This window comes from Bacteroides sp. 214 (assembly GCF_010501015.1).
Lineage (GTDB): Bacteria > Bacteroidota > Bacteroidia > Bacteroidales > Bacteroidaceae > Bacteroides.
The window spans coordinates 45,855-68,167 of record NZ_QVML01000013.1; the positions used below are offsets into that span (position 1 = coordinate 45,855).

Here is a 22,313-nt window from a genome sequence, read left to right on the forward strand (position 1 = left end):
GGAAATTTTCCACACTTTTGCGGGTTTTAGTAATGATTTTTTTAACGCAAGCACGAGGGTGTTGTCAAAGAACAACGCACCCTCGTGTATCATGTTGGTTAAAATATTACTTCTTCACGCGTTGGCGGAATTAATTCACACTATGGTTGATGAACCATGAGCCATAGGTTGACGGAGTATGAGCCATAGGCTGAAGGAGCATGAAACTATGGCTGACGGGTCATGAGACTATGGCTGACAGGAGATGAAACTATGGCTGACAAGCGCACTTAAATAAGAGCTTTAAGCAATGCTTCTTTTGCGACTGTTTTTTGCTTCACTTCTCACTGTTTTTCGACCTGTTTCCCAGTGTTTTCTTACCACAAAAACAGTCAAAAATTGGTTGTGAATACCTTGTGAAGGATAAAAGAGGAGGTCTTCACAATCAACTCGCTTACTGTCAGTTAGTTATAGCGATATGTGAATGTGAAGACCTACTTTATAAAACTACATTTGGAGTGCGTATTAAACTATTGGGTTGATAAAATATGCACTAAATTAATTCTGCCAACGGGTTACTTCTTAATAACCTTTTTCTGTGTACTTCCTTCGCTTGTGATGATCTTTACAATGTAGTTGCCTGAGGCAAATGTGCTCATGTCTATGCTGTCGATATGTTTATTTGCCTTGAACAACATTACACCAGATAGGTTGTATACAGCGACGTTCTTTACTTCGGCATCCGATTTGATATACAGGTAATCGGATACAACCGAGGGGTAGATTGCTGTTTTCTCTTTTGCTATATCTTTTATACTTGTTGCGTTCTTGCTTGCTACACTCATGTAGAACAGGTTCATGGTATCTCCTTTCTTGATGGTGTATGTGTCAGCCGGCAGGTCTATTGTGTAGATGTAGCTATCCGTTGTTTTGTTTACATCGTTTATTTTCACTCTTTTACCACCTTCATCGGTCATGAATACCAATGTTAATGTAGATTCCTCGGTGATGGTAAAAGAAATAACTGTGGCACTTTCCATCTTTAGGCATTGTGTCAGTGTCATTCCTCCATAGGTAACGGTTCCTTTGTCTGTAGAAAGATTACCGGTAATGCTGAAGAAACTGCTTTCCAATCCATTGGCTGTGAAGTTGTGTGTCATTCCACCTGCCGGAATTTCCGGGTCTGTAGGCTCTTCCGGATCTGTTGGGTCTGGATCGGGGGTTGTATTGCTTTCTTCGCGACCAATTTGAACAACGGTTCCCTTATAGCCGGCTACTAATTTGCTTAAAGCAGTATTTATATCATAGCTGGCATCATCCGTTTCGGTAAAGCTGTATCTTAGGTCGCCTCCGTTTGTTCTCCCTGCGTAGGTAGTAATGGCTTCTTTGGCGTTATCCGGAGTCTCTACATTATAGGCATATATGATGTTTGCGTCCGTGTCGAAGTTATTGTATGAAGTGCCTCCCACTACTGTAATGTACGTATCGGGCACTTTCTCATCGCGGGTGGCTGTTTCAATAGCATCCCACTGGCTTTTCGCGTTCAGCTTGTTTTGCGTATGATAAACAAGTGTTCGGTTGGTGTTTACCATCTTGTTGCCGAAGGATTTAATCATACCCCCATTTTCTCCCGAGAAGGTACCGTTACCATTGATGATGTCTGTGCCTTGCAGCGAGCTAAGCATAGGGCGGGTGGCATTTCTGAAATAATTGTTTTCAACGAATACGCTCGACCCCATTGTAGCTCCTACACCATACTTGGCAATGCCATCGAAATAGTTATTGTACACATGTACCGTCATGGTGCGCACGCGTGGGTGGCGAGAGTCCGAATGGTCGAACCAGTTGTGATGATAGGTAATGTAATTAGGTCCACTTTCGCTGGTCATGCCACAAAGTGACATCTTGCCCGAGTCCCAGAAATGGTTGAAGGAGAGGGTAACGTATTTGGAATTCGACTTCACGTCCAATGAACCGTCGCCTTTCGCTTGGTCGCCACCTTTGTTTTGACCATAGAAAAAGTCGCAGTGGTGCACCCATATATTAATATTGTCTGTGTCGAGTGATATACCATCGTCTGTGAAGTTCATCACACCGATATTGCGTATTTCTACGTTTCCTACACCTCGCACAAGTATCCCCCAACCGTTGATGGTGGCATCGTTGCCAATACCTTCCAACGTGTAATTCATTTCGAGGTCTTTACCACCCTTAACCTGAATGTAGTTGTTGCTGTTCAATCCGCTTACGTCGCTTGCTTTAATCTCTCCGATAAAACGAAATGCCATAGGTGTGGTATCATGCCCTTTTTGTTTGCCGGCTAAGATATCTACAATACCTGTGCGTGTTTCTGTGCCGCCTTTGCTGTTTACAATAACCTGAGTAGAGATTGTGTTGATAGATTTTGCCGTTACATAAAAAACTTTTGCACCCGTTTTCAACGTTCCATCATTATTGTAAGCTCCCGAAGCTGTTTTGTAGGTAGAGTTGGTAGAAAATGCAAACCCTTCTCTTACATGTGCTTTCACTTCGAGACTTGCAGTTACCGCTTGTTTGGAAGTATCTTCCATGAGCGTTCCTTCAACGTCGGTAGTAGGAACAATCTTCAAGATATAGTTACCGGCTTTTAGTCCCACAACATCGGCTCTGTAGTAGTCGGCATATTTTCTGATGAGCATTTCATCTATTTGCAGATATGTGTCGTCAGTTGCTGCAGCTTCTTTGTAATATACATGGTAGAAATCGGCACCTTCCATAGGCTGCCATTTGGCATATGCTGATTCCAGCCAACCGCTTGCTTCGGTAATGGTTACCTGTGCCCACATTTGTGTCATGCTAAAAAAAGCGAATACGAATAGTAATAATTTGTTTTTCATACTGTCATTAATTGGTATTAAATTGAATTCTCGTTTGTACGCTGCAAAGTTGCGTGTTTTTCTGTTGGGGGGGTGTGGATATTTTGTTTTTTATTGAGTAAAAATTGAGTGGTAACAAAAAACGCCTATGCGATTGATTGGTCGCATAGGCGTTTTTTTTGTTCAAAATAGCTTCTTAGTTCAGACGGAATCTAACGGGTACGGTGTATTTCACATTTACGGCTACTCCCCGCTGTGTGCCCGGTTGCCATTTAGGCATTAGCTTAACAACGCGTATGGCTTCTTCCGCTAAATCGGCATTCTCGCCTCTCAACACAATAGGATCTTTAATGTTGCCCTCTTTGGTTACAACAAACTGCACGGTAACAATACCTTCTATCTTCTCGGCAGCTGCTTTTTGGGGGTACTTAATGTTTTGATTCAAGAATTCCATTAGCGCACTTATTCCACCCGGGTATTGAGGAGAGTTTTCTACCACTTCAAATACAGCATCATTGTCTGCAGGCGATTTGTCTATACTTGCTGCCACAACTTCCACCTTCTTCTCTTGACTTACCGGTTGGGTAATCCTGAATCGTATAGGGATAGTGTATTTTACTCTTACTTCCTTTCCTCGTTGCTTGCCCGGTTTCCATTTGGGCATGGAGTTTATAACACGCAGCGCTTCCGCGTCCAGCGAAGGTTCTACTCCGCGTAAGATAATCGCATCCGAAATACTACCGTCTTTATTAACGATAAACTTCACAGTAACTGTTCCTTCTATCTTCTTTTCGGCAGCTTTAGCCGGATATTGAACATTTTGGCTCAGAAAACTCATCAATGCGGGTAACCCACCAGGATATTCGGGTGTTACTTCCGCTATTTCAAAGGCTTCTTCTTCGTCGTTTGTTTTCTTTTGCGGTTCCTGATCTTGTGGAAGCTGAGCTGTCTCCACTGCATCTTGTGTTATTTCCGAGCTTTCCGGCAATACATTCTTCAGTAGATTACTTGTGTTGCGGGCTACGCTGTCTATGTTGCTAATGAGTAGTAGCAGCACCAATAACGGCACAAACAACAGATACTTGGTTCTTGCAATTTGCTTGGTTCTTTTTTTGTTCATCATTTTAATTCTGTTTTTTAAAGGTAACACATTGAAATTATTATAAATGGTGGCTACTGATTTCTGATGTGTTAATCCAAGCAGATGATATTGGTAGGTTTTGCAATCATACCCTTGTTCCAATACCTTATTGTCGGCAAGGAACTCCAGGTTATTACGCACTTCTCTCTTTATCAACCAAATGAAAGGATTAAACCAACAAAGGGCACAAAACAATTCGCTGACAACTACATCGACCGAGTGCCATTCGCGGACATGTGTCGATTCGTGTGCAAGAATTTCTTCCAGCGCGTGCTCTTCGTGTGATTCGGGATGAACAAAAATCCATCGGAAAAAGGAGAAAGGTCCCTGCGCGTGGCTTAGCTTGTAAACCTTAACGCCCTGCAGGATCATTTCTTTCGCCCTGAACCTGATTTTGAAGATACTGAATAACTGAATACAAAAACGGAGCATCAATAATAGAGCAATACCAACGTATAGCATCTGTGAGGAATCAATAATGAAGTTCCTCCAATTGACGACTTCCGGCGTTGCCGCGCTGACTGTTATTTCGGGTAGGATGTTGGCAGCGTATAGGTCTGCCACAATTACCATTGGCTCTTGCTCCCGCATCCATTCTTGAATGTTGAGCAGCGGATAAACCAACGACGCGGCGAAGAACGCTAGCAGCGTTATTCTGCGCCATCGGAAGAAGGTGTCCTTGTGAAAAAATAACCTGTAAAAAGCGTAAAACAGCACGAGTGCCATATTCACTTTTACGAAATAAATCAGTAGCGCGTCCATATAATCGGCTTATTTTTCTTTTCCTTTTTCAATCATGCCAAGAATCTCTTGCAAGTCCTCGGCGGATATTTTGTTGTCTTTGGCAAAGAACGATACCATCTCTTTATAGGAGTTCTCGAAGTAGTTCTTTACCACGCCACTCATAAAGGTGCGTTTATATTCGCTTTCTTTGATGAGGGGTGTATATTCGTGGGTGTTTGCTACCGGAGTAGCTTTTACATACCCTTTTTTTCCTAAGTTTTTTACGATTGAGGCAACAGTAGTGTAGGGTGGAGCCGGTTTCTTGTACTTGGCAACAATGTCCCTGATGTAGCATCTTTCCAATTCCCAGATGAACAACATCGCTTCTTCTTCTTGATAAGTTAACTTTTCCATTTCTATAGGCTTTAAACGTTTATGAAACAAAGCTACGAACAAATCGTAATAAAGCAAGCGTTACTTGGTTAATTAATGCAAAAGATATTCGAAAAAGAATTATTATCTTTGGCAAACCATTGAAACACACTGTAATATGAAGCAGATAACCTTCCTCTTATCGCTCTTGTTTGTCTTTATGTCGGCAAGCGCACAACTTGTTTTCCACGATGCGGCTGAATTTCCGTTGCTGGGAAAGGCTACCAACCAAACTGAAACCCGTTACGAACGTTTGCCCGATTCGTTGAAGCAGATAACCCGCGAACCTGTGTGGCAACTGGGTAAGAATAGTGCCGGACTTGCTATTCGTTTCCGCTCCAACTCCACCACCATCGCGGCAAGATGGGAGTCGCTCAATAACTTTCGTATGAACCACATGACCGATACCGGTATCAAAGGGTTGGATCTTTATACCTTAATAGATGGAACATGGCAATTTGTAAATAGCGGGCGACCTTCGGGTAAGGTAACCCGGGCTACCATTATCAGAAATATGGAACCAGCCGAGCGTGAGTATCTGCTCTTTCTGCCTTTGTACGACGGAGTTGTCTCTTTGGAAATAGGGGTAGACTCTCTTTCTTACATCACCCCGCCTCTTGTAGACCTCCCCCAACGAGAAAAACCTGTAGTGTGTTATGGTACCAGCATCATGCAGGGAGGTTGTGCTACTCGTCCCGGTATGGCGCACACTAACATACTTTCCCGCCGTTTGAATCGCGAATTTATCAATCTTGGGTTTAGCGGCAATGCCTTGCTCGATTACGAGATAGCCGAAGTCATGGCAAATGTTGATGCTGCTATGTATATTCTGGACTTTGTGCCCAATGCTACGGTGGAACAGATAAACGAACGCGCGCGTCACTTCTATAATATAGTGCGCACGCGTCGTCCGGATGTTCCTGTTCTATTTGTAGAAGACCCACGTTTTCCCAACGCCTTTTTCGACCAGCAGCTTGCCAAAGAAATACGTGATAAGAACGAAGCGATAGCCCATCTGTATCAAACCCTGCTGCAAGATGGCGAAAAGAACATTTACTTCCTCTCTTCCGAAAAAATGCTTGGCGATGACTACGAAGCTACGGTAGACGGAATTCATTTTACCGACTTGGGGTTCTTACGCTATGCGGAGTTACTCTACCCATTGGTAGCAAAGTTGATATTTTGAAAACTCCTGAGAATATTCAGTATAGACATCAAAACATGGACATTGTTTGGTCCACTCCCAACTATCTATTTTCCCGTCGCCATTAAGATCTGGGCTAAGGTTTCTATGGCCCGATAAGAACTTGATATTATACTTGGGAATCAATTCATGCAAGAGCTTAAGTAGCGACTCTTTTTGAGCCGCTGTCCTTGTATCCGCCGATTTGCCTAGCGCATCTAGCCCGCCTTCGTAGCATATACCAATGCTTGCCGCGTTGTAGCCAATTGCATGAGCTCCCATTTGCCCTATAGGACGCATCGTTACAATGCGTCCATCCTTACGTATGTAATAGTGATATCCCCATGTACGAAATCCCCGAGCTATATGCGATTCTTTTACTTGTTCTTCGGTAAAGTCTTGTGTGATGCGTGTGGCAGCACAGTGAATAACAATTCTATCTATAAATCTCATAACCTTATTTGTTTTCGAATTCGCTATTCTCCGGGTTTATATTAAAACTTCCGAAGTAATCTTCGGGCATATCTATTTCTGTGTAATTCGTGATTGCGTCCTGTATGGGTTCTGATAACACGCTACCATTTATGTCGCGAAAAATCATCCCAAGATAAATCTCAGCCCCGAATAACATAGAATCAGCTACTCGTGAGAACCATTTGCCTTCATCGGCTATGTAATATGTGTCTGTTATTTGTATCATAATCTATGTGGCTTTAATATTGTGATAATGGTAGTATTCTGCTTGCATAAGCGCTCCAGTTTGTTGCTGCTTTGTAGAGATCAACCGAAGCGTCAGGAACGTAAATAACAGCATCATTAGAGTTATATAGCAGATTAGAACCGAGTGAAGGCGGTATAGTAGCAAGAGAAATTAAAGCACGTAAAGAAGAGCAACGCGCTGCTACGTATGTCTCAATACTTATCACATCTTCGTGTAATTCTAGCGTAAGCAATGAAGAGCAATTGGAGAATAGTTCGATAGGTATGTTGATTATTGAGTGTGGTATCAATACATTAACCAATGAACTGCAACCAGAAAAACATCCTTTCTGAAGCTCATTAACTCCCGTTAAATCAATATCAGTCAAAGATGTACATTTTGAAAAGGCAGCCTCACCAATGCTTGTAATATACGGTGTAAGTGGAATACATTCTAAAGCTAAACATCCTTCAAATTCATATTTGGGAATACTTGTTATATGCAAACTTGAAGGATAATGTACTCTCCTAAGAGAGGTACATCCTCTAAAAGTGTAGTTCACCATTGCGATTATTCTATCTGGTAAATCAATTTCTGTAAGAGAGGTACAGCCGGAAAAGATCGCCCATCTCAAAGTTAAAGGTATGTCTGATTCCTCAAAATAAACACTCTTCAATGAAGAACAGCCTTCAAATGCGCCCTGTTGGATGTAAATAACTGAAGCTGGAATTGTTATATTTTCAATACCGGAAGCTTCAAATGCACTATAAACAATTTCTTTGAGATTAGGAGGTAAAACAACTTCTGTAAGGGATGAACAGCCATAAAAAGCTTGTGTATGAATAGATGTACAAGCTGTCATATATTTCATTTCAGTGAATGAAGTAATAGCCTGCCCCTTAAATAAAGAACTGGGTATATTCTTAACTGTAGCTAGTTGTGAAGCCATCACGCCTATACCATTGCCGTAATTAGCAATATAATAAGCTCCTATGATAGAGTCCTTAAACCGTACATAATACTCACCATTAACGACTAATTCTAGTTTCGGGAAAGCTTCACGAATAGCATTGAGCGAATCTTCATATACATCTGCATTCACCGTTAGCTTTCCATCGAGTACAGGCAGTATGCCTTGTTCTGCTATTCCATCAGCGTTCAGTCCTACGTACTCTCCCCCTGCCAGTTGAGCAAGTCTGTCAAGGATATAGCTACCTGTATCCGTGTATGTCGCATCGAAACCTACTGCACGCACACGTTTCAGCGCATGGCTACTGCCTTGCGCATCCTGCGCATCCATAATGGCAACAAGCATGTCGATAGGGTTAATCCGAGCGCAGTCTTGTACGAAGAAGTCTGTTATAACTCCAGCACATAGACTTATATCAACATTTTCGGATGTCAGTACCGGGAAGTTCTTAAGCATTAGGTAAGCGTTCGTAGCCGGATAGTTAATCTTTCTCAGTCCACCACCTTGGGGCAAGTTTACCTGTGTGAGGCATGTGCCATCAAGATACAACTCTTCGAGATGGATACAAGAAGTTATATTCAACGTACCAGTGAGGGTAGCTATTCTACGCAGGTCAATCAACCGTACACTGGGGCAATTTGCAATTGTTAATCCTGTAATAGATATCGTTATCTCTTCTGTTGGGTGTCCAAGTGTTATCTCTTGTAGCCGTCTTCCTTGAACGGACATTGTACCCGACACATTTTTATCATGCCATTGCCCGATGGACTTCAGCCACGAAGCCCCTAGAATTGCGTTCTGCTGGTCGCCTGATCCCCCTAAGTCAATAACTACCTGACAACTTTCGCCTGGCATCGTTCGTTCGCCTCTGATGATAGATGTACCACTCGCAATGGATGGATACATGGCGATTGCCGGCGTAAGTGTGTACACTATTTCATCTCCGGCAGCACGAACCACTATTATATCTGTTCCGTTTGCCGAGAATGTTCCATAATTGTATTTCGACATCATGTAAAGGATGCGTTTCTTCATCCAAGCCGTTTCGGCCGAGAAGAAGTCTCCATGCGATTGTGTCATGGGGTCTACATCCGGGTTATAAAGCCCTTGCTGTTGTGCTACTTTAGCGTCTTCATATCTCTTGGCATCTGCGTTGAATATCGTAGCAGGGAACCAACTCTTTACTCCCAGGTAATATTTTTTGTAGAAACCATATACACGTTCGTAAGGTGTGCCGCTACTCATGCCACTCAATGATTCCATGGCAGAAAGCATTGCCCTCATACCAAGAATTGTTTCGTTAGGGAAGGCTAGCTCTATCAGATTCCAGAAGTTGCTTGTTTCGCCATTCCACACATTGCCGCCATTATCGTAGAGATCGTGAACCTCTACCCAATACCCCTTTTTGTCTTGACCTTGGTTATCAATAGGCAGAATGGTGTCTAAGTCGTCTTGTCGCCACTTCCATTTTGCACCTTCCGTGCCAAAATTGTAGGCATAGGTGTTTTTTGCCCGGTTGTCGGTTCCGGCAATGAACTCTATAAAATTAGCATGAAATATCGCATCATCAATATCGAAGTAATTACCTGCTTCTAACTTAAATCGTCGAATTCTTGCTTGAATGAACAACATGTTTATCTCCTCAATGCTTTTTCCTGCAAGGTCGGCAGCCGTCAATCCATAACCTTTATCTACTAATTGGGTGTAAAGATTGATACCGCCCGAACCTATATCCGAGGGGATAAACTGCCCTACCGTTGCCTCATAATAATAGAGATTGTATTGCTTTGCGTCTCCTGTCTTGGCTATCCAGTATTCGTACCCTCCCGATCTCCGTTCGTTGAAGTCTGCCCCGGCTGTATTAAGCTCTTCAAGCGTGCCATTGAAAGGTTTGAGCCTTATTCCACTTGTGTAAACAAAGTTGTAAGCGCTACGCCAAAGTGCCCCGCTAGTATCGTTTCCTGCACTTAACTCCCAGCTTTTTGTGTTGTTGTATTGAAAATTCTCATTCTCAGCATCGTAAATTACATAGGGCTCATTCCAGGGTATTCTAAACAAGGTGAATAATGGGGCATTATCCGAACCTTCTATCGCAAGCAGATTTGGGTAGACTTTCTTGTTATAGCCAAATGTAGCTGTGTCGCCTTTATCCGGACCAATTGTAAACTGCCCCATACAGGTATAAATAGTTTCGCCGTCTTCGTTAATTTGTTTCGAAAATCCCATCATCGGTTGTTGATAAACGGCTGTGCGAACAAGTGGGTCATTTTCCATCGCCGGATTGCTCAAACCAAGTGCTTTACTCAAGTCATTGTAAGCATTCACCGAACCGTTTTTATGGTCCTGCATAGAACTTGCCCAGTTTTTCTTAGCTGTAATTCTCTGCATCTTGGGTGTAATTCCCGGATACATATCTATTTGCTGATTATCGGTTCTGCCATCGGCATAGGTTGTAACAGAGTTGGGCTTTTTGTCAATTCTAAAGCGCACATTCCATTCCCAATATTTCTTTGACGATGTTCCTTGTCCGTCGCACGCTACGTCAGTAACAGTAAATGCTAAGGCACCATTTTTCCACACTTCGAGTGTACCTGTTCTTGCGGCTGTGTCTACGAAGCTGGGGAATGGGGTGTCGAATACAAAGCAATCATATTGATCTACGGTATTAAAGAAGTCAATATGTTGTCCTGCCCCATCAAGAACATCGTTAGCTGCTGCCTCGGCTTCTTTTTCGGTTGTTGTAGCAAGCTGGTTAATGTAATTCTTATGAATTCCTTCGCTCGTCAACGCACTATCGTACACACGTATACCATAAATGTCAATGTCTGCATAATCGCTACCAATCACGATGTTGCCGTTGTGAGCAAAATAATCGCGCGCATCGTAATTGAATACCCGGTTCTTGATTCCGTTGATATATAGACAACACAGATTCAAATCGGCGTTTCCATACGCTTGCGGCATAATAGTGAGCGCAACACGTAGTCTTACTTCATCGTCGATAGGCAGATTTTGTGTGGTGTCATCAACACGGTTTTGCGAGTGCATAAACATCTCGCTCGGAGCTATGCGTAGACCTATATAGTTTGCTGCGATGGTAGGGTGCGCAGCCGATATATTGATTATCGGCACACTGCCATCTACCACGTTAAATGCTTTGAAGTCAAACTCTATTGTTTTACCTGTACCGGCGGCTTCGTTGTAGAATGGCTTGTAGTCAATGCTGCATGTAGAACCCGCCAGTAGTCTCAATACCCGGATGCCGCCCTCGTCTGTTTGCCATCCGTCGTTGCCCCAATTCATATTATTCCACACAGTGTCAATCAAGGTGGCATTGGTTTCATTGATTATATTCATGCGGTTGGCCTGGCTGTTGGTACGTGTTTTGGGGTTGATGAACAGTGCCGCACCTGCTACCGCAGAGTAACCGGAGGAATTTTCTACCGGAAACACAAGCATTGGTGTCAATGGGCTTTCTTCATCCGTTATGCTTACTTCAATATCGAAGGGCGCGTCGTCGTCGGTTTCTATCTCCATGGGGAAGGAGAAGGTGTGTCGCTCTCCGGTAGCAATGGCATCTTCGACCGAGCGGAACACTACTTCATTCTCTTTTCGTATGGTGAACGTGGCACCGGTATAGGCGGCGTCTCCGGCGGTAATGGCAAAGTCGAACAATACATTCTCTGTCCAGTTCACCGCTTGAAGTGCTTTGTTGTTGACGCATAGGAGTTTAGAAATGCCTGCTTGTACGGCACACATTACTTCAAAAGATATCGTGTGTGTTTGCAGGCTTTGATCGGCATTTGTAAGCCATACGCGCAATGTGTACACTCCTTCTATATCCGGATGTGGCACGGAGAAGTTGTAGGCAGTTTCGGTATAGGTTGCCGCACCCAGATTCACTTCATACACCTCTTTGTAACTGTTGTTTACACCACTTAGCTCTACAAACAGTTTTTTATTGATGTTTCCTGTTATGTGCAGGGGCAGCATTATTGCGCTGTTGTATGCCTGCCACCACCTGAAGTTTCCGGCTGTTATACCGAGCGATGTCAACTGCACGTTATACACATACGCCGGGGTGGTTTCTTCGGTTATTTCTCCACGTATGGAGAGTTTTAGTTGGTTTACTCCTGCTTTCAGCCACTCTGCCACATCTAGCCTGTGGGCTGTGTTCGAGGGTAGCTTAAATGTTTGCACATCTGTGAATTCGGTATATTCCGAGTTCTTTACCGATAGGGTACACACGCCTTGTTCGCCTGTGTTCTCGTACGGGTCGCTGTACGAGTACCGTTCCTGGCTGATGAAACTGAAATCGAGCACACAGGGTTGCCCCGATTGTGCTGCCAGACTTTTCGTCTCCAGGTTGTTTTGTACATAGAGTTTGCGTTGAACGGTTTCCGAACCGTTCAGCGCGTCTATGATCTCGTTTACTTTATCAACGCTTTTATTCCATTCGGGCGCTGTAAGTTCGTCGCCTTCGCGCTTCGAAACAATATCTAATCTATCCATCTTTATTGTTGTTTTTAACTTAAATTGAATGGGAATGTATATGTAAAGTGCTTGCTGCCACCCACAGGTTGTATGTGCGATAATACAGCCATAATATAGAGCATCTCGTTGGTGTTGCGCTTGTCTACGCTGCTCTCCATCTTGTTAATCAGTGTAGCACGTTTTATGCGGTTGTTTTCGTCAACCCTTACCGATTTTACGGCGAATTTAATGTGGCTCATAGGTTTCTGTTTTGATGATTATAAACTGCTCCAGCTATTATTTGATAATTTCTGTATACCGTTATTGTCAATTTTTAGACCATAGCTCCCAAATCTTACTTCGAATCCGCTTTGTGATGAAAATGAAAAATATTTATCATTATTCTGTATACATAGAATGCCATCCTTTGCCAACGTAGTTACGCCCTTTTGCATTTTTGATGTAGTTATCCATATTGCTGTCACATCAGTAATTAGCTTACCTCTCCAATTCCATTCTAGGCTTTCTATGTATGCTTGCAATTTAAGAGTGTATCTTCCGGTTCTTGTTATTGCAGCTTCTACTTCATCATTATTTTGGTCGTTAAAATCTTCGAATACTGCAATTCTCTCGTAAGTTCCGTCACTATTGTTATACAACAAAGTCCCACTGAGGCGCACAGAGCCGTTAAGAGTACCTGCATCTAACTGTACATATGAATTGAATCTGGAAAACATCAATTTTCTGGGAATCTCATCAATCTCAAATCCAATGGAAATAACATCCTCCATTCTCACTTCATCTTCCCGCTCTTCTTCTCTTTCATAGCGGTATACAATACATTCTGATCGTCCGCTGTAATATCCATTTTGATGCGTTACGTTGCATACTCCATTTATCGAACTTATGGTAAAAGGAAGACTTTTGCTAGTGTAGGCATTATTAATAGTTGGCACGTTACCCATAGATATTCGCACCTGTTCTTCATCATTTTCGTTGTATCCTACCAAGTCGTTCCCAACAATACTTAAAGCACCAATATATCCTTTATTTGCTTTAATTTCTCCTTTGAATTCTCCATCCTCAGCAAACACCTTCCCGTGGAATGTACCACCAACCGCCTCCATACTGCCATCCGTTAGTATCTTAAATTTTTCGTTTGCTGATACCGCCCCTTCCAGTATTATCTGGTCGCCTTTTAGGTGTACGCCCGACTGAATGTACCTCTTCTCTTCCTCACCTACGGTTTCGGTGTAGGTTTTTACGAATGCATCCGATAACTTGTTCCCATCGCCATCCGTAGCCTTCGAAAACATTTCTACGTAGTTGGATTCCGTTACCAACCCCGATTTGTCGTATTGGGTTATCAGGTTGGTTTGAGGGTCTATTTGTGCAGCTTCTACAAAGAGTTCTACTTTTTCGGATAATATGTTCAGTTCCGAAGAGGTTATTTTACTGGTTTCCAACGCTGCCAATACAGAAGCGTCTGTAATCTCTTCCCACTGATAAATACCTGCCGATGGTTGTTTGAACCGCCATGCCCTGCCGTTGTACTCTATATTGTCAGGGTTGTTTAATACCACTATGTCTTCTATATGCTCATCTCTTTCCGTGTTGGTTTCCCATTCCGAAGCAGGGTAGTTGTTGAGCGTGGGTATCTCTTGGGCAAACCACAATACCCACATATTGTCGTTTTGTCGCTTTACGGCATCCATATCTACCTGCAACTCATTCATGCTCTCGGCTATGTCTTTATTTCCTGACGCTATCACAAACGAATCGGCTGTTATCTTCGTCTTGCTGGGGCTGATGTTGATAACCGGTTCGGGCAAGCTAAAATTAGAAATGCCCTTATACATGCGATAGTAGGGAGCACCATTCTCGAGGTCTATATATCCATCTACCGATGCTTGTATAATTGCGCTTTGGCGATCTTCTATGCTGCTTCCCAATTGCACTATGTGGTCGCCCTGTAGCGGAGTCGTACTGCCCGGGGCACATTCGTTGGCAGAGAGGTCTATAAAGTTTTCGCCAGTATCTACCACCCTGCGCCAGTAGAAATGATTGCCCGTAGTGCCATCTTCCTGTACTATCAGGTTGAATGTTTCTACATACGCAAGGTCGCCTATCTTGAACTGATTAGCGACTTTATAGCTACCATCTTCTCCTTCCTTTCTTTCTTCTGCCTTAAAGAAGCAACGCCAGTAGGTGCCATAGTCCTTTACATCGCTACACACCATTTGCGCTGCTGTAGATATTACTTTGCCACCTATGTGTGTGGTGCGTTGTATCTCTATCTCTTCGGCGCTTAACTTCTGCCTGAAGTGTGCGTAGTCGCTCTCTATATGCCAACCGCCGTCTTTATCCTGATAAATTGCCGCACCAGACGAACCTGCCGACCAGTTGCCAAAGCGTATGCCCCTAACAAAGGTTACCACACCCTGCACCACATCGTCGTACAAGCGGCTTACAAACGAGCGCACTGTTTTTAGTGCCGAGTACAGGTTGGTGTCGGCAGCCGGAGTCTCTTCCCACGTCTTTATAATCTCGGGCAGTCCGTCGCGGCTTTTGATGTAGAGGTTTTTCAGGGTACTTACATTGTTCTCTATCGTGCTTATCTTGCTTCTGCTCAATACATCGCTCATCTCGAGCTCTGCCTGCATGGGGTTGTTTACTTTGCGAGTCACGCGGGTGATGCGGCTCATTCTAAAACCTCCCTCTTCTTCGGCTTCGCTGTTTTTTGTTTTGGGGAAGTAATAATCGCTCTCCAACCGCACTACCTGTCCAGGTATAAGCTGTATGGCTGGTTTATCTCCTTCCTTAACTCCCTCTTCGGCTTGTTTCAGAACATCGGCTATGTATAAATAATCTGTCGTGGCTTTGTACACCGCTTTGTCCAGGCTATTATCCTCCATGTATTTGTTTACGGCAGCTTCAAGGGCTTTTTCTGCATCTTCGCAGAACGGCTTTTCGGGCATCTTGATGTTCCAAAGCATATAGCTATTTTCTACTTCTGGTTTTAGAATTTCATTGGGAAAGAAACTCTCGCCGTCTTCCATTAGTCGTGGTATAATAGTAAATTCCTCGGTGGCTTTGTCAAACTTCATTTCAAAGTCCTCTCCTGCCAGGTCTCCACTTTCAAAATGTATCTGTGGGGTAAGGTCTGCCATGGCTTCCGGAGTGAAACCTAATGCTTTTACATCTTTGAAATAATAAACAGTAGCCGTTTTATCTTTCTCTGTTATTTCTTCGCTGCGCACAGTGCCAATACTTCCTCTCCAACTGGGGTAGATGTGCGAAAACGCTGCCTCCTCACAATGTTCTATTACACCGTAGGTATCCGCATACATATCCACATAGCGTTTACCATCGGGTAGCTGCAGGCGGGTGTGCTTGTATGTGCTGTAGTCTATGTTTCGCGTGGTTCCCAGTGGGTAGAGGCGGGTAAAGAACTTGGTATTGTTGGCGGTGGTGCGCTCCAATGCTGTAAGCCCCTGGTGGTAGCCCAATACCAACTCGTTGCCATGCTTGCACTCGCTCAGATTTAGTGTGGTGCCGTCTAGCCACCACTCTGTGCCTGTTTCCTCTGCCAGCCGGGAGAGGGCATCGGTTATGCACAAGTTGCTGTAATCTACGGTGAACTTTCCTTCGGGCTGCCCTGTGCCTATACCATAGGCGGTGGAGTTAAATAGGCGGTTTATATTGCGTACAATGAGTTGCATATGCTCGCCTATTCCGGCAGTAAGCGAAAATTCACACTCCATAATGTCGTCTACCTTGTCGCTTACCATCTTTAACATCAGTCCGCGCTTTAGTTGCGACTCTATGCCGTAGAAACTACACGAATAGCTCCACTCCAATGCCGATTTTTGCTGCGGCACATACTGCTCCAGTACCAGAAATCTTTCGCCTTCAAACTCCAGATAGTCGTTCACATCGAGCATTGCATAGGTGTGGTGTGTAAACGAGAGGTTTACTACATTGTCTTCTTGTATGCCGCGCTGGTGTGTGGAGCTATCTTCGGGGACAACGGCTAGCTTCTCCCTTCCGTTTTTATCATATATTATCAATGTTGCCATCTTGTTTGGTTTTTAGTGTTACATCCGGTTGTGGTTCGCGAAAGTTGATGCTGAATCGCGACACAATTTTACCATTCAGTGGGGTGAGTTGCTCGTAGCTGCCAAACTCCTTCACATAGAGCCTGTATGTTTTATTCAGTTCGGTCAGAGTCAGTTCTACCCAGCCTGCTTTCATCCTTTCGAGGAAGGCGTCGTACCGCTCTATCCATTCCGCTTTGCTATCGGCAAGTAGTGCGAAGTGCAACGTTACATCACGTGCTTCGTAGCGGGGTATTAATTCCTCGGGCAATCTTTCGCCATCTTCATCTCTATAGTTCACCGCTGTGTAGGGTTTCATTTTTGGGGGCATCAACAGGGCATCGTAGTTGCTGTGTCCGCCTGCTTCTCTCTCGGTCAGGAATACGCCATACATATCGTAGGCATCGTCTGCGCCTATCTTTAATAAATCTTTCAATACTTCCATAACTGTTTTTTATTTTGTTAATATACCATCTCGTTCTATTTTCTCCAGTACCTCTCTGATCTGTGCGAGGTGTCTGCAGTAAGAGGTGTGCTCTGCTATAAGCATCAGTTGTGTTACGGCTTTGGACGTTTGGTTGCTTATAGTTACCATCTGGTCGTCCATGCTTTTGGCGTGTGTTTGTAGTGATAGGAAAGTTCCTTCTACGCGCGACACCACATCCTGAGTTACGGTAGTTAGGGCACCTTTTGTGGCGGTAGGCAATATATTGTCTTTTTCTTTCAGGTTGATGCCTATGCCGCCAAGCGAGTTAGAGAAGGCGGTTAACATTCCTTCTATTGCCGGTGCTGCTGCTTCATACTTCCTCATCAACTCACTAGTCTCTGCTGTGACTTTGGTTATTAGTTCTTCGTCGCTCAATGCGCCATCTGCATGTTCGTCGTATATCTTAGCCAGTTTTTCCGAGAATCCGTCGAATACCTTATTCATCACTAATGTGCGTATCATATCGTTGGCAATGCTGCGGAAGGTCTCCGAGGCATTTTTCTTGAAAGCTTCGAGCGCTTTTGTGCCTTCGTTAAACGAGGCCCATATACCACTCACAAAGTTATCTACCAATGGCGAGTAGAGCGATGATACATACTCTTTGAGCTGTGCCTGATACTCGTCATATTGCTTCTGCATTGCCAGCAGTGCCTCTAAGGTTTCTTTGGTTTGCCCCACCAGCTTGTTGCCGAAGTTATCGAGTATGTTTTGTGCCAGGTTCTTGTTCAGGAATCCCGCTTCATCAAAGAGTTTTGCGCCTCCAAATTCTTCATGTCTGTCAATCCACTCACTAAGGTCTTCTGTTTTCTGCGATTTGCCACCAATGCCCGACCCCAAAAAGCCCTTTTTCCTTTTGCGCGTCTCTATGCGCAGGTTGTTTTTGGCTTCGGTAGTGCTTTTTTTATAATCTCTGCCTGTGAGGTTGGTGTCGAATACCTGGTCTACAAACCACTGCCCGGTGAGCATGCCTAGGGCACCGGTTGCCCATCCGCCGCTACTCTTGTTTTTGTACACGGCTTGTTCTTCGTTGAGCTTGGCAAAGTACGCTTCTTTGGCTTTATGGTTTATCTCTTTTGCCTCTTTCAGTGCCTTGAGCTTATCTTTGGCAAACCAGTTGTCTTCGGCATGTGCGGCTTTGAGCACCGCAATGGCATATTCGTTCATGGCTTCGGTCAGCTTGGCTATCTCCGATTTTTTCTTGGCATATTTCTCGTACTCTTTTTCGGCACTAGAGAAAAGAGCATTTATCTTTTGCATCACTTGGATGGCAGCGGAGATGATTAGTAAGATGGCAGAAGCTTTGTCTATAGTGGAGAGTGTCTTGGTTGCGGTCTTTCCGGTAGCTTCCATGGATTTTCCACTCTGATTGGTTACTGCTGTTATATGAGTAATCATTGAACTGGTACTTGTGGCTATATCGCCGGCAGACTTGAGGATATCGCTTGCTGCCCCAGTAGTCTCTTTTGCTATAGCAGTAAATTTTTTGCCATATTCTCCAAGAGTAATCCCTACTTTTTTTAGATTCTCGCCCTTCTTTTCTTCATTTTCGTCCTTTTTTCCTTCTTCTCCTTTCTCTTTCTTCTTATTTTGTTTTTTAATTTCTGTGTTATATTTTTCTATCGTAGCCCGTATATTGGCTATTTGCTCTGATTTTGGATTAATGAACTCTATTCGTTCTAGTTCTTGTGTAGCATCATATAGTAGTTTTTGTAGCTGCTCAAGGCTAAAACTTGTGATTTTTTCTGTTAACTCTTGAAATGTTTTTTCGCGGCTGGCAATTTCAATGTCGAGTTCTTTAAGTGCTTTCTCCTCTTCTTTATCGATAAAACTAAAGACCTCTGGTGCTGCGCCTTTTTGCTCCAACTCTTCTCTTTGTTTTTGATATTTCCATGCGATATGCATTCTCTCTTCATAGTACTTTTTGTCTTTTTCGAGAGATGCTCTCAGCTCTTTCGATAGACCTTCTTGTTTCTTCAATTCGTATGCCGTATAGGCTTGGCTGTTTCCTTTGGTACTGTGCTTGCTGAATTGTTTGACAAGTTCTTTTGCCATTGTCGAAACAAATTCTTCTTTCGTAGTGCCTTGCAACTCATTTTTTGTGAAGTTGCGCATGATTACTTGTAATTCAATGGATTCCATTTCTTTTTGTTTTTTTATTTTACTTTCTTCGGTAGTACCTGTATTTATTGTGGGTTCTGTTACAGGTGCTCCCGTATTAACTATTCACAAAGATGGTGTGAAAAGCAGCGCTTGTCAATACGCTAAAAGCATGATACGGTTTTGTAGTTTGATGATATGGTTTTATCTGCGCAACTTGTGTCGAAGTAGCATATTCTATCCTACTGTTAACTTGTTTCTTGGTTAGAATCATTATATTTGTGATTATTAACCAATTAAAAACTCATTGTTATGAAAGTAGATTTGTATACCAAAGTTATTCTGACTGTTATTGCTTTTTGTATGTCAGTTTCTTTATTGAGAGATTTAGAGATTATTCCATCCGCGCATGCTAACAGTAATGCTGTGCCTGCGGTTTATGCTTCGCAGCCTGCTGCTGCGAATGGAGTTGTTGATGTAAGAATCGTAGACTGGGGTGGAGAGCTTTACCAACGACCATTGTATGTTTCTACTTATTAACTGATTATTAATCATTCAAAAACTCATTATTATGAAAGTAGATTTGTATACCAAAGCTGTTTTAACCATTATCGCTATCGCGTTGGTTTGTCTTGTTTACCAAAATAGTAACGTTGTGCCTGCGGCTTATGCTTCGCAACCTGCAGCTACGAATAGTTACGTTGACGTGAATATTATTGGATGGGGAAAGTATCATTTTAATAGAATCGAAGATTATCCGTTACCTGTTGTACTAAAATAGAAGATAATTCTAGTTTGCTTTCTCATTAATCTATCCACAAGCCCAATTCGAAAAAGAGTTGGGCTTGTGGATTTTTTATTTTACTTTCTTCGGTAGCACTTCTATTGAATCGGCTTTTCTTCGACCATAGTTTGATTAGAAAAAATGTATTCAAAAACCACATAGCCGGAAAAGGAGTTTATTGCAATAGCTTCTATTGCTATTGACGCTATGTCACTCGGGAGTTTTTCGTATTTTTCTATTTTCTTTTGCATTAAACTTTGTATTGTAGGATTGTCTATTATCTCTTGTGCACCTGCTTCTTTGTTAGACTCAATCATTTTTAGAACAATAGGATGGTTTCTTAATTCTGTTGTTAAATCTAGTATTCTTGACCATATTACACATAGTGTTCTATCTTCTTTCTGCAAAGCATGCATAAAATATTGTGGATTACTCCAGATGCTACCTTCTTTTAATCTAGTATTTCTATATGATTCTTCTCCATACATATCTCGGATGCTTTCTACATGGTAGTTGAATGCTGCTGTCAATGAATCTCCATAGCTGTTTGTCTCAATATTTTTGCTCATAGCTTTTACCATGTATACCCCATAATCAGGATCTATTCTAACAGCATAAGTAGCAAGTTGCTGATTGGGATCGGGTGGTGTTATTTCATACATATCTTCGGCTAAATGCTTAGGGGCAGCTCCACAAACTTTTGTTACATCAGCGATGCTCATTCCCATGTCAATACCGAATGGCCCGGCAAAAACGGACTGTATACTGCATATTCCACAGAGTACACTTAATAGTGAAAGAATAGTCATTTTTTTCATATGCGTATTGTTTATAACCATTAGTATCACAAATATACACAAAATAATTGAAATATAAAAAGGTGCTATGTTCCTTTTAAATATTTTGTGGGTTTTGTTACAGGTACTTCCGTATAAACTATTCACAAAGATGGTATGAAAAGCAGCGCTTGTCAATACGTTAAAAGCATGATGTGGTTTTATGGTTAACTTGTTTCTTGCTTAGAATCACTATATTTGTGATTATTAATCAATTAAAACTCATTATTATGAAAGTAGATTTGTATACCAAAGTTATTCTGACTGTTATTGCTTTTTGTATGTCAGTTTCTTTATTGAAAGATTTAGAAATTATTCCATCCGCGCATGCTAATTCTAACGCTGCGCCTTCGGCTTTCGCATCGCAACCTGCAGCTACGAATAGTTACGTTGATGTCAGAATTATTGGATGGGGAGGGGGGCTATTTTCTAATAGCTTCGAAGACGAACCGTTACCTGTTGTACTAAAATAGAAGATAATTCTAGTTTGCTTTCTTATAGATCTATCCACAAGCCCAATTCGAAAAAGAGTTGGGCTTGTGGTTTTTTTATTTTACTTTCTTCGGTAGCACATATGTTTGTTTCTAAAAAGTTAGTTTTGTCATAAAAAGATACGAAAAATATAATCCTGAATAAATAATTTGTTATATTTGCAGAAATTTTTAATAAAAAAACTAATTATGAGAAAGATTTTATTATTTTTATTTTTCGTGTTGCCTTTGGCTCTTGTATCATGTTCATCAGATGATGATGAAACTACTTACACTTTTACTTATTCTTTGGATGATAGTAGTTCCATTGAAGTATCGGCTTCTATTTTTGAATATACCGAAGCCGGTGAAAAAGTATCAACACAGACTTTGACTTGTTTCAAAGGTATGTCTGAAACTTTTAAAGCAAAACCCAATGCGGTAAAAGCAAAAGTGTATATTATAATGAGTAGTTCTTCGGGGAAATCTTATCGGTGGGTTCAACAGGTTTATTACCTGGAGAATGGAAAGGATACAAAGATAGCATTGACTGGTGATACTATTATTGGTACTTTAGAACCTTAATAGGAAAAGTTAGATAGCATTAAAAAAGTCGATTCAATTTGAATCGGCTTTTTTTTCGACCATAGTTTGATTAGAAAAGATGTATTCAACAACCACATAGCCGGAGTGAGGTGTTGTTGCGATAGCTTCTATCGCTATTGATGCTATATCACTCGGGAGGTCTTTATATTCTTCTATTTTTTGGAGTAAACATTGCATAATAGAATCACTTGGCATATCTTCTATCTTTCCTTTGTAGGAGTAAATCATCTCAGTAAAAAGAAGGAGGTTTCTTAAGTCTGTCAAAGAACCAAGTTGGTTTAACCATATTGCGCTTTGTGTTTCATCGTTTCTATACGATTCTTCTCCATACATATCTCGGATGCTTTCTACATGGAAGTTGAATGCTGCTGTCAATGCATTTCCATAGCTGTTTGTCTCAATATTTTTGCTCATAGCTTTTACCATGTATACCCCATAATCAGGATCTATTCTAACAGCATAAGTAGCAAGTTGCTGATT

Annotated in this window: 17 protein-coding genes; 5 read left to right on the top strand and 12 right to left on the bottom strand. The window is 42.3% G+C overall.

Features of this window, described 5'->3' with window-relative positions; translation table 11 throughout:
* Positions 1–554 precede the first annotated feature (554 nt).
* The 3 genes from D0T50_RS09670 to D0T50_RS09680 all read right to left on the bottom strand — a co-directional run bounded on the left by D0T50_RS09670 (position 555) and on the right by D0T50_RS09680 (position 5,112).
* The gene (locus D0T50_RS09670; RefSeq protein ID WP_163223328.1) at positions 555–2,855 is read right to left on the bottom strand and encodes a T9SS type A sorting domain-containing protein; all 2,301 of its coding nucleotides are present in this window, start codon (positions 2,853–2,855) and stop codon (positions 555–557) included.
* Positions 2,856–3,030: 175 nt separating this feature from the next.
* The gene (locus D0T50_RS09675) at positions 3,031–4,737 is read right to left on the bottom strand and encodes a M56 family metallopeptidase (protein ID WP_163223329.1); all 1,707 of its coding nucleotides are present in this window, start codon (positions 4,735–4,737) and stop codon (positions 3,031–3,033) included.
* A gap of 9 nt (positions 4,738–4,746) precedes the next feature.
* Positions 4,747–5,112, bottom strand: coding sequence for a BlaI/MecI/CopY family transcriptional regulator (locus D0T50_RS09680; protein WP_163223330.1), 366 nt, complete (start codon positions 5,110–5,112; stop codon positions 4,747–4,749).
* 136 nt (positions 5,113–5,248) lie between these two features.
* On the opposite strand from D0T50_RS09680, the gene D0T50_RS09685 reads away from it, so the two are divergent.
* A complete protein-coding gene (locus tag D0T50_RS09685; RefSeq protein WP_163223331.1) occupies positions 5,249–6,316 on the top strand; it encodes an SGNH/GDSL hydrolase family protein in 1,068 nt (355 codons plus the stop codon).
* Here the strand turns inward: D0T50_RS09685 and D0T50_RS09690 are convergent.
* From D0T50_RS09690 to D0T50_RS09720, 7 genes are read right to left on the bottom strand one after another with little or no spacing between them, the layout of a single operon-like run.
* Positions 6,281–6,766, bottom strand: coding sequence for an N-acetylmuramoyl-L-alanine amidase (locus D0T50_RS09690; RefSeq protein WP_163223332.1), 486 nt, complete (start codon positions 6,764–6,766; stop codon positions 6,281–6,283). The genes D0T50_RS09685 and D0T50_RS09690 overlap by 36 nt on opposite strands.
* Before the next feature lie 4 nt (positions 6,767–6,770).
* The gene (locus D0T50_RS09695; protein ID WP_163223333.1) at positions 6,771–7,013 is read right to left on the bottom strand and encodes a hypothetical protein; all 243 of its coding nucleotides are present in this window, start codon (positions 7,011–7,013) and stop codon (positions 6,771–6,773) included.
* 13 nt (positions 7,014–7,026) lie between these two features.
* On the bottom strand, positions 7,027–12,495 hold the full coding sequence (locus tag D0T50_RS09700) for a leucine-rich repeat domain-containing protein (RefSeq protein WP_163223334.1): 5,469 nt from the start codon (positions 12,493–12,495) through the stop codon (positions 7,027–7,029).
* 14 nt (positions 12,496–12,509) lie between these two features.
* Complete coding sequence (locus tag D0T50_RS09705; protein WP_163223335.1) at positions 12,510–12,716, bottom strand: hypothetical protein; 207 nt, start codon at positions 12,714–12,716, stop codon at positions 12,510–12,512.
* 18 nt (positions 12,717–12,734) lie between these two features.
* Positions 12,735–16,535, bottom strand: a complete 3,801-nt coding sequence (locus tag D0T50_RS09710; protein ID WP_163223336.1) for a hypothetical protein — start codon at positions 16,533–16,535, stop codon at positions 12,735–12,737.
* Positions 16,513–16,998, bottom strand: coding sequence for a hypothetical protein (locus D0T50_RS09715; RefSeq protein ID WP_163223337.1), 486 nt, complete (start codon positions 16,996–16,998; stop codon positions 16,513–16,515). The genes D0T50_RS09710 and D0T50_RS09715 overlap by 23 nt, the downstream gene beginning before the upstream one ends.
* A 9-nt stretch (positions 16,999–17,007) precedes the next feature.
* The gene (locus tag D0T50_RS09720; RefSeq protein ID WP_163223338.1) at positions 17,008–19,179 is read right to left on the bottom strand and encodes a hypothetical protein; all 2,172 of its coding nucleotides are present in this window, start codon (positions 19,177–19,179) and stop codon (positions 17,008–17,010) included.
* A gap of 270 nt (positions 19,180–19,449) precedes the next feature.
* Here D0T50_RS09720 and D0T50_RS09725 point away from each other — a divergent pair, with 270 nt between their 5' ends.
* Both D0T50_RS09725 and D0T50_RS09730 read left to right on the top strand, forming a co-directional pair.
* Positions 19,450–19,677 carry a hypothetical protein gene (locus D0T50_RS09725; protein WP_163223339.1) on the top strand — a complete coding sequence of 76 codons (228 nt, stop codon included), beginning with the start codon at positions 19,450–19,452 and terminating at the stop codon, positions 19,675–19,677.
* A 31-nt stretch (positions 19,678–19,708) separates the two neighbouring features.
* Complete coding sequence (locus D0T50_RS09730) at positions 19,709–19,918, top strand: hypothetical protein (RefSeq protein ID WP_163223340.1); 210 nt, start codon at positions 19,709–19,711, stop codon at positions 19,916–19,918.
* 101 nt (positions 19,919–20,019) lie between these two features.
* On the opposite strand, the gene D0T50_RS09735 is transcribed toward D0T50_RS09730, so the two are convergent.
* A complete protein-coding gene (locus D0T50_RS09735) occupies positions 20,020–20,739 on the bottom strand; it encodes a hypothetical protein (RefSeq protein ID WP_163223341.1) in 720 nt (239 codons plus the stop codon).
* 248 nt (positions 20,740–20,987) lie between these two features.
* Here D0T50_RS09735 and D0T50_RS09740 point away from each other — a divergent pair, with 248 nt between their 5' ends.
* Positions 20,988–21,230, top strand: a complete 243-nt coding sequence (locus D0T50_RS09740) for a hypothetical protein (RefSeq protein ID WP_163223342.1) — start codon at positions 20,988–20,990, stop codon at positions 21,228–21,230.
* Between the two features lie 207 nt (positions 21,231–21,437).
* Positions 21,438–21,812 (top strand): hypothetical protein, encoded by a 375-nt coding sequence (locus D0T50_RS09745; RefSeq protein WP_163223343.1) that lies wholly within the window; start codon positions 21,438–21,440, stop codon positions 21,810–21,812.
* Positions 21,813–21,845: 33 nt separating this feature from the next.
* Here D0T50_RS09745 and D0T50_RS09750 read toward each other — a convergent pair.
* A partial coding sequence (locus D0T50_RS09750) for a hypothetical protein (protein WP_163223344.1) occupies positions 21,846–22,313 on the bottom strand: 468 nt, incomplete at its 5' end.